10 protein-coding genes are annotated in these 11,200 nt (G+C 62.1%); 1 reads left to right on the top strand and 9 read right to left on the bottom strand.

Annotated elements, in window-relative coordinates; all coding sequences use genetic code 11:
* Positions 1–341: 341 nt before the first annotated feature.
* The 9 genes from DW136_RS09440 to DW136_RS09400 all read right to left on the bottom strand — a co-directional run bounded on the left by DW136_RS09440 (position 342) and on the right by DW136_RS09400 (position 9,926).
* On the bottom strand, positions 342–731 hold the full coding sequence (locus tag DW136_RS09440; protein ID WP_117583779.1) for a metal-dependent transcriptional regulator: 390 nt from the start codon (positions 729–731) through the stop codon (positions 342–344).
* A gap of 209 nt (positions 732–940) precedes the next feature.
* Positions 941–1,711 carry a Cof-type HAD-IIB family hydrolase gene (locus tag DW136_RS09435; RefSeq protein ID WP_117583780.1) on the bottom strand — a complete coding sequence of 257 codons (771 nt, stop codon included), beginning with the start codon at positions 1,709–1,711 and terminating at the stop codon, positions 941–943.
* Between the two features lie 6 nt (positions 1,712–1,717).
* Entirely contained in the window at positions 1,718–3,577 is a 1,860-nt protein-coding gene (locus DW136_RS09430; protein WP_117583781.1) for an ABC-F family ATP-binding cassette domain-containing protein, read from the bottom strand.
* Between the two features lie 203 nt (positions 3,578–3,780).
* Positions 3,781–4,656, bottom strand: coding sequence for a phosphate ABC transporter ATP-binding protein PstB (pstB, locus tag DW136_RS09425; RefSeq protein WP_117564461.1), 876 nt, complete (start codon positions 4,654–4,656; stop codon positions 3,781–3,783).
* The gene (gene pstA / locus DW136_RS09420; RefSeq protein WP_118289484.1) at positions 4,653–5,579 is read right to left on the bottom strand and encodes a phosphate ABC transporter permease PstA; all 927 of its coding nucleotides are present in this window, start codon (positions 5,577–5,579) and stop codon (positions 4,653–4,655) included. The genes pstB and pstA overlap by 4 nt, the downstream gene beginning before the upstream one ends.
* Entirely contained in the window at positions 5,572–6,480 is a 909-nt protein-coding gene (pstC, locus tag DW136_RS09415) for a phosphate ABC transporter permease subunit PstC (RefSeq protein WP_117583783.1), read from the bottom strand. The genes pstA and pstC overlap by 8 nt, the downstream gene beginning before the upstream one ends.
* Positions 6,481–6,505: 25 nt before the next feature.
* Positions 6,506–7,444, bottom strand: a complete 939-nt coding sequence (locus DW136_RS09410; RefSeq protein WP_117790251.1) for a phosphate ABC transporter substrate-binding protein — start codon at positions 7,442–7,444, stop codon at positions 6,506–6,508.
* A gap of 294 nt (positions 7,445–7,738) precedes the next feature.
* Complete coding sequence (locus DW136_RS09405; RefSeq protein ID WP_117790252.1) at positions 7,739–9,175, bottom strand: M20 family metallopeptidase; 1,437 nt, start codon at positions 9,173–9,175, stop codon at positions 7,739–7,741.
* A 55-nt stretch (positions 9,176–9,230) separates the two neighbouring features.
* A complete protein-coding gene (locus DW136_RS09400) occupies positions 9,231–9,926 on the bottom strand; it encodes an HAD hydrolase-like protein (protein ID WP_233546561.1) in 696 nt (231 codons plus the stop codon).
* Between the two features lie 123 nt (positions 9,927–10,049).
* On the opposite strand from DW136_RS09400, the gene DW136_RS09395 reads away from it, so the two are divergent.
* Positions 10,050–10,910: a DegV family protein gene (locus DW136_RS09395; RefSeq protein WP_158556505.1), complete on the top strand. Its 861-nt coding sequence runs from the start codon at positions 10,050–10,052 to the stop codon at positions 10,908–10,910.
* The last annotated feature ends 290 nt before the right edge of the window (positions 10,911–11,200 follow it).

Genomic DNA, 11,200 nt, shown 5'->3' with positions numbered 1-11,200 from the left:
CATCGACGTCTTCAATACAGAAGATATCAGTGCGGAATGTTTTCAAAACCAAGCCCGGACCCGGCCTGCGGTGACGTTGCTGGCGGTTCTTGGGCATCGCTTGCTGGCGGGGTTCCTTGTCTGAGTTGGACTTAGTTGATGGGGCTACTGGTCCCGGTCGCTGTCCCGCGCCTTTGGCGCGTGACAGCGCGCCTCTTTGGGAACGCAGAGATGGCTCAGCTGTGGTGGCGTCGCGCACCGATTGCTCCACTTTGGACTGCGTCGGACTCGCTGTTGTTCGAATCCCCTATCCCCTTTCGCTGGTTCGCGTTTTGCGCGAACTCCGCACTATTGGGGGTCAATTAGGCTTCCGTTGTTGGACCCGTCGCATCTTCCTTGCTCAACATCGCCCTCAGCTTCTCGAAGCTCTCCTCGCTCAGGCAATGCTCCATGTGGCAACCTTCTTGCGAGGCAACCTCTGCCGAAACGCCTGCTTCCTCGAGCAGCTCTACAAAAAAGCAGTGACGCTCCCACATTTGGCGGGCGACCTCAAGCCCTCGCTCCGTCAGGTGCACATCGCGCTTGCCCATTTCGACATAGCCGTTGCTTTCCAGCGTCGCCATGGCCTTGGAGACGCTTGCCTTGGTTACGCCAAGGTATTCGGCAACGTCAATCGAACGAACGGTACCCTGCCGTTCCGAGAGCACATAGATAGATTCGAGATAGTCTTCTCCAGATTCACGCAGGGCCATGGGCCGCCTTTCGCGATGGCTTCTAGTTAGCCTTTGGATACTTTTGCTTGATTTACTTTACCGCAAAAGTTGCCCATGTCTTACTACTTTGCCTAAAAGTTAGCCGTGTTTCACAAAACATGCGGGACGAAAACAAAATGGGGACGCCCCGCAAGGAGTGTCCCCAGCTGCCGGCAGAAAAGGAACGTCCCCAGATGCCGAATCCGCAGCTACAGCAGGCCAAAGTGTTTGGCGGCGTTGTAGATGCCGTCGTCGTCCACGGCGGTCGTCACGTAGGTCGCCACGGCCTTCACGGTATCCTGCGCGTTGCCCATGGCCACGCTCGTGCCCACGGCGGCAAACATCGACAGGTCGTTCTCGCCGTCGCCAAAGGCAATCGCCTCGCTCGCGTCGATGCCCAGGCGCTCCAGCGTCGCCGCCACACCCAGGTCCTTGCCGCCGTTTGCCGGAATAATGTCGCAGAACAGATCGCACCAGCGCGTAGTGAGCGAATGCGACACCGCATCGGTCACGATATGCTCGTCGGCCGGGTCCACAAAGGCGCAGAACTGGTAGACCGGTGCGTCAAAGGCGCGCTCAAACGGTTCCTCGTGGTAGACGATCCCCGCGTTGTTGCCGGCCGTCACCACGCGCTCGGACAGGCGGTTCACAAACGAGTTCTCGCCCTGCATACACAGCGAGTCGCAGCGTCCCTGCGCCACCTGGTCCACGATCACCGCAACGTCGTCCGGATCGATCGGGCAGCTGCGGTAAACCCCCTCGGCATCAAAGCAGTGCTGGCCCGAGAGCGTAATGTACGCATCCCAACCCAATTCGAACAGCCAATCGGGCATCTGATAGGTCGGGCGACCCGTGGCGATCACGCACGCAATCCCCTGCTCATGAAAGCTGTCGAGCACCTGCTGCGCCGACGCCGGAATCCGATGGGTCTTAAAGCTCAGCAACGTGCCGTCGATATCGAAAAACGCGGCCTTGATCATCCTCGCCTACTCCTCGCCCTCGAGCCTCTCGCTCGCCTCGAGCCACGCCAGCTCCAACTCGTCCATGGCGGCGTGGGCCTCGTCGATCTTTGCCTGCTGCTCGCCCAGCGCCGTGTAGTTGGTGGGGTCGACCTGAGCCATCGCGGCCTCGGCCTCCTCCACGCGGGCGCGCTGCGTCTCCATTTTGCGCTCGAGCGAGCTCACCTCGCGGCGAAGCTTCTGGCGTTCGGCGTTGGAAAGGCCATTGGGCTGGCCGCTCGACTTGGGCTTTTCGGCCGCAGCCGCCGCGGCACCGGTGTCAAACGTGCCGGTCTTGGCGCTCGGTGCACCCACGGGCTCGCCCTCGGCGGTGGCGTTGCACAGGCGCAGGTACTGGTCGACGCCGCCAGGCATATGCGTCAGATGGCCATCGAGCAGCGCCCACTGCTGGTCAGTCACGCGCTCCATCAAAAAGCGGTCGTGCGTCACCAGAATCAGCGTGCCGGGCCAGCCGTCGAGCAGGTCCTCGACAATCGCCAGCATATCGGTATCCAGGTCGTTGCCGGGCTCGTCCAAGATGAGCACGTTGGGTTCGTCCAGGATCGTCAGCAACAGCGACAGGCGACGGCGCTGGCCGCCCGAAAGATCGCCGATGCGGCTCCAGAGCTGCTGCGTCGTAAAGCCCAGACGCTCGCAGAGCTTCTCGGGTGAAGTCTCCTTGCCGTCAATGACGTAGTACTTCTTATAGTGGCTGAGCACCTCGCGGATCGTGTCGCCCATGTAGGGTTCGAGCTCCTCGAGCTGCTGCGACAGCACGCCAAAGCGCACCGTCTGGCCGATCTTCACGCGGCCGCGCAGGGGCGCGATCTTGCCCTGGATCACGTCGAGCAAAGTCGACTTGCCGGCGCCGTTCTCGCCCAAAAGACCATAGCGGTCGCCCGCACCAATGAGCCAGGTCACGTCGTTGAGCACCTGCTTGGGCGCGCCATCGGTATCCGCATAGCCGGCGTCCACGTCGACCACATCGATAACTTGCTTGCCCAGGCGGCTCACGGCCAGGCGCTTGAGCTCCAGCTCGTCACGCACGGGCGGCACGTCGGCGATCAGCTCGCGAGCGGCATCCACGCGAAACTTGGGCTTGGTGGAGCGCGCCTGGGCACCGCGGCTCAGCCACGCGAGCTCCTTACGTGCCATGTTGCGACGGCGCTCCTCGGTAACCGCGGCCATGCGGTCGCGTTCCACGCGCTGCAGGATATATGCCGAATAGCCGCCCTCGAAGGGATCGACCTGGCCGTCGTGAACCTCCCACATGCTGGTGCAGACCTCGTCCAAGAACCAGCGATCGTGCGTGACCACGAGCATCGCGCCCTGACCGCGCTGCCAGCGGGCCTTTAAGTGACGCGCAAGCCAGTTGATGGTGCGCATGTCCAGATGGTTGGTGGGCTCATCGAGCATGAGCACGTCATAGTCGCCGATCAGCAGGCGCGCGAGGTCCACGCGGCGGCGCTGACCGCCCGAGAGCTCGCCTACCATGCCCTCCCAGGGCACATCGCTAATAAGACCGGCCAGAATCTGGCGCGTACGGGGGCTCGACGCCCACTCGTACTCGGGGGCGTCACCCACAACGGCATGATGCACGGTATCGGTATCGACAAGCTGGTCCTTTTGGCCGAGTAGACCGATCGTGATGCCGCGGCGGTGCGTCACGCGTCCGTCATCGGGCTCCAGCGTGCCGGCGAGCACGCTCAGCAGCGTCGACTTGCCGTCGCCGTTTTTGCCGACAATACCAATACGGTCGCCCTCGTCCACGCCGAGCGTCACGCTATCGAAAATATGCTTGGTGGGAAACTCTAGGCTGACGGAATCGCATCCCAAAAGAATCGCCATATGCCCTGCTCCTTCGTAGAAATTCAACGTTCTCCATGATAGCGAAAACCACCACAAAGGGGACGGGCGCCTTCGTGGTGGTTTTGGGCAAGCGCACCAGCACACGACACAAAAAGGCGGGCCATCTCCCGCAAGAGATGACCCGCCTCTCCAATCAGTCCCGCGGCAACCGTGGCCGCCGCGGGCCTCAAGCATGTCCCGGACTAGGAGAACATGCCGGTGAGGTAATCATTCAGCCGCTTATCCTTGGGCCGTTGGAAAATCTCGTCGGTCTCGTCGTACTCGACCATATCGCCCATGTAGAAAAACGCCGTGCGGTTGGACACGCGCGACGCCTGCTCCATGTTGTGCGTCACGATGACGATGGCGCGGTCGGCCACGATCGACGACATGAGGTCCTCGATCGCCAGCGTCGAGATGGGGTCGAGCGCCGAGCAGGGCTCGTCAAACAGGATTACGTCGGGGTTGAGCGCCAGCGTGCGCGCAATGCACAGACGCTGCTGCTGACCGCCCGAAAGCGCGTAGGCGCTCTTGTCGAGCTTGTCTTTGACCTCGTCCCACAGCGCGGCGCCACGCAAGCTCTCCTCGACCATGCGGTCGAGCTCGTCACGGTCGGTGATGCCGTGGCGCTTGGGCGCAAAGGTGATGTTGTCGCGAATGGACTTGCGGAAGGGGTTTGGCTGCTGGAACACCATGCCGATGGAGCGACGCAGCTCGTACGTGTTCTCGGTCTTGGTGTTCACGTTGCGCCCGCGGTAGTTGATCTCGCCCTCCACGCGACAGCGGCGAATCTCGCGATTCATCAGGTTGAGGCTACGCAAGAAGGTCGACTTGCCGCAGCCCGAAGGCCCGATGAGCGCCGTGATCTCACCCTTGTGGAAGTCGAGCGACGTATTGTGCAGCGCATGGTGGTCGCCATAGTACACGTTGACGTCCTTGGCGGAGAGCACGACCTCGTCGCTCACGGCCTTGCCGCTCACGCGCACGCGCCTCTCGCTCTCCCCCACGCTCGACAGAAAGTCCTGGGGGGTGTCGGACGTGGCCGCCTCGGTTGCGGGCGTTGCATTCATATCGCTCATTCGGCCGTCATCTTCCTTGCCAGTTGCTTGCCCACGATACGGGCGACTACGTTAAACAGCAGCACGCAAATCATCAGCAGTGCCGCGGTGCCCCAGACGATCTGCTGGGCCTCGGGGCTGCCCTCGCCATAGATCTTGTAGATGTGCACGGCCAGCGACTCGCCGGGACGGAACACGTTCCAGGCGCAGGTGGGGCTCGACAGGTTAAAGCTCAAGAAGTTGAGGCGGACCGGCGAGCTCATGCCCGAGGTAAAGAGCAGCGCCGCGGCCTCGCCAAACACGCGGCCGGCCGAAAGCACGATGCCGGTCACGATGGCGGGCATGGCCTCGGGAATCAGGATGTGCAGTGTGGCCTCCCAGCGAGTGAGGCCCATGGCCAGGCACGCATCGCGCTGGGCTTGCGGCACGTCCTCGAGTGCCTGCTGGATCACGCGCACCAGGATGGGGATGTTGAACATGGTAAGCGCGACGGCGCCGGAGATGATGGAGTACTTCCAGCCCAGCTGCACCGAGAACACCAGAAAGCCGAACATGCCCACGACAATGGAGGGCAGCGAGGACAGCGTCTCGATGGCGGTGGAGGCGATGTCGCGGATGGGCCCATCGGGCGCGTACTCAACCAAAAAGACCGCGCCGCCCAGACTGATGGGCACCGAGATGACCAGGGTGATCAGCAGCAGAAAGAACGAGTCGAACAGCTGGTAGAGCACGCCGCCCTGCGTTCCGTTGGCGCGTGCGGGCTGCGTGAGAAAGCCCGGCTGGAACAGCGTCGAGATACCCTCGAACAGGATGTAGGCCACCATGGAGACGACGATAAGCATGACGATGGCGACAATCGCCGTCAGCACGCCCGTGGCGATGCGGTCCTGCTTTTGGACACGCCCGAGTCTCGCCTCGTCGATGTGGATGCGCGTGCTAGCCACGAGCCTTCGCCCCCTTGCAGCCGATAAGGTGGATGATCAGGATAAAGATGAGGCTCATGCCCATCAGCAGCAGACCGAGCGCCCACAGAACGTCGTCCTGGGCCGAGCCCTCGGCATAGACCGCCATGGACGTGGTGAGCGTGGTGGTAATGGTCGAGGCAGGCGACAGCAGCGACGTCGGCATGGCCTCGATGCCGCCGATAACCATGCGCACGGCGAGCGTTTCGCCAAAGGCGCGGGTCATGCCAAGGATGACCGCGGTCATGAGCGACGGCATGGCGGACTTGAGCACCACGTGCCAGATGGTCTGCCAGCGGGTGTAGCCCAGCGCGAGCGAGCCCTGACGGTAGCTGTCGGGCACAGCGCGCAGGCCATCGACCGAAAGCGTGGTCATCGTCGGCAGAATCATGACTGCCAGCACGATAGCGCCGGGCAAGATACCCAGACCCGTGCTCACGTGGAAAACGCTCTTCATAAGACCGACGACCACGTGAAAACCGATCAGGCCAAAGACGACCGAGGGAATGCCGGTCAAAAGCTCAATCAGTGGTTGGAAGACCTTGGAACCAAACTTAGGCTGGATCTCGACCGCAAAGATGGCAGAGCCGATGGCGATGGGTAGCGCGATAAGCGTGGAGAGCACCATGACCGCAAACGAAGTGACGATCAGGGGCAGGGCGCCGGTATAGGGCAGACCGTTTTCGGCCGTGTTGGCCAGGTCCCACTTGGTGCCGGTAAAGAACTCGACGATCGAAACGCCGTCCTTGAGAAAAGCCGAGAGGCCCTTTTGGGCGACCATAAAGATGAGCGCGGCAACGACAAGCGTCACGAGCGCTACGCACGCGCCCGTGACGACTAGGCCCACGTTCTCAAGGTCGCGCTTTGGCAGCTGTTTTGCCATTGCAAACCTTTCCGGGGGCGATTACTTATTTAGAGGAGACCTTGCCGCTGGCGTCCTTGACGACCTTCATGGCAGAGACGGGGATAAAGCCCTGCTCCTCGACGAGCTTGCCCTGGACGTCGTCGGAGAGCATGAACTCCAGGAAGGCCTTGGTGGCCTCGTCGGCGTCCTTCGCGCAGTACATGTGCTCGGTAGCCCAAATCCTGAAGGAATCGTCGGTGACGTTTGCGCTCTTGGGCTCGACACCCTCGACCTTGATGGCGTTGAACTTGGAGTCGTCGAAGTGCGAGAAGTCGAGGTACGAGATGGCGTTGTCGGTGCTGCCCATCTGAGTCTGGACATCGCCGGACTTATCGAGCTCGGCGTCGCCCTTAAAGTCGACGGCCTCGTCGCCAAAGACGGCGGCCTCGAAGGTGGCGCGGGTGCCGGAGCCGGCCTTGCGGTTGAGAACGACGATCTTGGCGTCGTCGCCGCCGACCTCATTCCAGTTGGTAATCTGGCCGGAGAAGATGCCCTTGAGCTGCTCGAGGGACAGGTCGTCGACCGTGACGTTCTTGGAAACGACGGGGCCCATGCCCACGACGGCAACCTCGTGGTCGACGAGATTCTTGACCTGGTCGGCCTCGAGCTTGGTCTCGGCAAAGACGTCTGAGTTACCGATGGTAACGGTGCCGGCGGCAACAGCGGTCAGACCCTTGCCCGAACCGTTGCCCGAGCCGGAGACGGAGACGTCCGGGTTGGCGTCCATGAACTTCTCGGCAGCGGCCTCGACGAGAGCCTGGAACGAGGAGGCGCCGTCGTAGGTCACCTCGCCCGAGACGGACTCGGCAGCAGCGGCGCTACCCTTGTCGGCGGCGTCGGATTCGCCGGAGCCGCCGCAACCTACGAGACCGAGACCGACGATGCTGGCAAGACCACCAGCGAGGCCGAGGAACTGACGACGAGAATAAGCCTGATCGAGCATGATCTTCCTTTCATACATGCGACTCGCGGACACCCTGCCCGCTTTGCTGTTTGGAAAGATACGTCCCCGATCGGGCAGCGCCCGCGCCGACTGCTGTTTCTTACGGGCATTTGATAGACCCTTACCGCAAGCGCGGCCCAGCCTTTACAAACGAATAACAAACCCGCCGGCAAGCATGGCCAGCCTTTTACACCAATAAAAACAAAGTTGCGGTGAAATAGTTCCTGTTTGGCCATCAAATGGCCCATTCTAGGAACTATTCCACCGCAACTTAGATTGGGAAACCGCGAGACCTTAAAGCTCTAATTCATTCAAACGGAGGATCGCAACAATATAGATCTTGAGCGCCTGCTTGAGCTGGTCCTCGTTGGCGCACTCGTTGGGGCCGTGCATCTGGCCGCCCCATGCGGGCAGCTCCAGGCCGGTCTCCTCGGGGCCAAACGAGACGGCGCGGGCAAAGTTGCGCGCATACGTGCCGCCGCCCATGGCAAAGGGTTCGGCATGCTTGCCGGTGAACTCGTTATAGGTATCGATAAGCGCCTTCACGGCCGGATCGTCGGCAGACACCGAGAACGGCACCTTCGCGCGACCCAGCTGGCACGTCACGCCAAAACGGCCCACGAGCGGCTCGAGCTGCTCGCGGATGGTATCGGCACTCGTGCTGTCGGGGAAGCGCACGTCGATGACCTGCTCAATATGGCCATCCGCCACGCGGATGACGCCAGCGTTGCAGGTAAGCGGGCCAAACGCCGGACTCGTCGCATCGATACCTAGGCCGCGGCCATAGGCATCCGCATGCACAAAGGCCAGGAACTTGACGAACTCGTGCTCGGCAGGCGTCAGCAGGCGCTCGTCGCGTGCACCAAACGCGTCTTCGGCCTCGCGCAGATACGACACGATCAGGCCGACGGCGTTGATGGTGCCCTCAGGCATCGAAGCGTGGCCGCCAATACCGTGGGCGAAAATCTGCGCATGCCCGTTATCAAGCGCCGTGATCTCCAGGCGGTCGGCGTTCTCAACGGGCGCCGGCAGTTCATCGGCGGCAATCGCGAGCTCGCAGATGGACTGCGACGGAATGGCATTGCTCGCCTCGGAGCCGCTCCACGACACGATGCGCCCGCCGTCGATCTTGGGACTCACGAACGTCGCCCCAAACTGGCCCTTCTCGGCATTGCAGACCGGAAACTCGGCATCGGGCGTAAACAAAAAGTCGGGGTCTGCGTGGTTCTCCAGATAATGGTGAACGTCGGACATGCCCACTTCCTCATCGCAGCCCAGCAGCGCGCGGAAAGTATAGCGCGGGGTAATGCCGTGCTTGAGCAGATAGGCGCCGGCGTAGAGTGACAGCACCGCCGGACCCTTGTCGTCGATAACGCCGCGGCCGAGCAGCCAGCCCTCGCGACGCTCCAGCGCAAACGGGTCGGTGTTCCAACCCGGGCCGGCGGGCACCACGTCCACGTGGCAGATGGTCGCGAGCTGCTTGTCGCCGCGGCCAGGGATATCGGCAATGCCCACATAGCCCTCGTCGTCGCTCGTCTGATAGCCAAGCTTCTGCGCGATGCCGAGCGCACAGTCGAGCGCGTCACGGACCGGGCGGCCAAACGGCGCGCCGGGCTCTGCATCGGCAGAAACTGCCACGGACGGATAGCTCACCAGTTGCTCGATATCGGCGACGACATCTTCCCAGACCTCGTCAACATACTCGGCAACGCTCTGCTCCACCTGATTCATGGACGACCTCCTAACCCATGAGCGGCGATCACGCCCGCCCCTCACATTACGTCTATTAGATAGCGAAAAGTTTAGCAAGCTCGGCCACCGAGTGCACCACCGCATCGGCGCCCGCCGCCTCGTGCTCCCCCGGCGCCGCCGCACCCGAATAAATGCCGATGCACGGCACGCCCATCGCGTGCGCGCCCTCAACGTCGTTAAAACGGTCGCCGATCATCACGGCCTCGTCCGCGACCGCACCCAAGGCCGCCAACGCGTCGCGGACCGAATCGGCCTTGGTCTCGCGCCCCTGCGGCGGATTCATGCCAACCACCGCCTCAAACTGAGAAAGTCCCAGCTCTCCCACCATGTCGATACACTTCGCCTCCATGCGTGACGTTGCCACGGCCAAGCGATGTCCCTGCGCGACAAGGCCATCGAGCAGCTCGGGGATTCCGTCGAACACGGGATACTCTTCCGGTCCCAGCTCATCAAAAAAGGCACGGTACTCGTCAGCCACCACAAGCGACTCCTCGCGGGAGAAGCCATAAAAGTCGTGAAAGCTCTTCCACAGGGGCGGCCCGATCATGCGGCGCAGGTCACCCATCTGCGCCTCCGAAAACCCGCGCGCGGCCAACGTCTTGCGCGTCGAGGTCTTCACCGCCCGGCCCGTATCGGCCACCGTGCCGTCAAAATCGAACAGCACAACCGGCCGCCTGCATATCTCCAACGCCTCCATCGGCATTCCTCTTCCCCAGTTGATGATTTCCACACCGACACTTCAAACTGTTGACTATTCAACAATTGAACCTAGAAATGTGGAATGACTCCACTATACTTGTCGCACTTTGCTCTCAGAAGGCGGCACGCAAGCGCCCCAATGAAAGGTGCAATTATGTCTTTTGCCATCATAACCGACTCCACGTCGGACATCTCCCCCGCCCGTGCTCAAGAGCTTGGCATTTACGTCATTCCGCTACATGTGATTATCGAGGGCGAGGACCTGCTCGACCAGGTGCAGATTACCGCCGAGGAATACGTCGCCCGCATGGCCGGCTCCGAGCAGCTGCCACACACCTCGCAGCCGAGCGCCGGCGAGTTCAAGGCACTCTTTGACCGCGTGCGCGCCGACGGCCACGATAGCGCGATCTTTATCTCGCTGTGCAGCGAATGGTCCGCCTGCTATTCCAACGCATGCCTGGTCGCCGAGACCCACGAGCTCGACGTGCGCTGCATCGATTCGCGCACTGGCTCGGGCGCCGAGGGCCTGCTGGTGGAGTACGCACTGGCCATGCGCGAAGACGGCCGCAGCTTGGACGAGACCGAGGCGCAGATCCGCGCGACGCTGCCCGACGCCCACCTGCTGCTGATTCCCCGCACGCTCGAGAACCTCGTTAAGAACGGCCGCGCGCCCAAGCTCGCCGGCCAGCTCACGCAGATGCTCAACATTCGCCTAGCCGTTTCGCCGGAGTGGCAGTCGGGCGAGATCAAGGCCATCAAAAAGGGCCGCGGCGCCAAGCGTATCGTCGCCAGCACCATGGCAGACTGCCTCACGTTTTTGGACGAGCACCCGGGCTCAAGCGTGCGCGTGCTCACGACCGGCGCCGCCGAGGAGCAGGAGCTCGTCAGCCAAGCGCTCGCGGGCCAAGACTACGTAGACGCCGGCACCGGCCCCATCGGCTGCATCATCGCCACCCATGTAGGCGTCGACGCAATAGCCATCAGCTACTGCCCCCACTACCAACCTGCCAATTAGGGACAGGTTTATTTTGGCAGGTTTTATCTGGGCAAACGTTAAACAGTAACAAAGGCTTGCCTGGCAAGATCGGACATGCCAAAGCCGTCGAACAACCGAAGTACACCCAGCCACAACAAAGCCATCACGCCGACGCGCCGCAACTCAAGGCGCGCCGGCGTCTTTTTAGGAGTCGCGGCGGAAAAGGGGCCGTTTTAGCCAAAAGGCCGCGAAACGCTTCCCATTACGCCGCAACTTCATTGCCGCCCAGGTGGCGCGCGCAGACGTGGTGTAAGAGCGTCCCGAGGTCC

Origin of the sequence: Collinsella sp. AM12-1 (genome assembly GCF_003472325.1) — a bacterium.
GTDB lineage: Bacteria > Actinomycetota > Coriobacteriia > Coriobacteriales > Coriobacteriaceae > Collinsella.
Note: the sequence above shows the minus strand (reverse complement) of the source record. Positions and strands in the feature narration are given on the sequence as shown.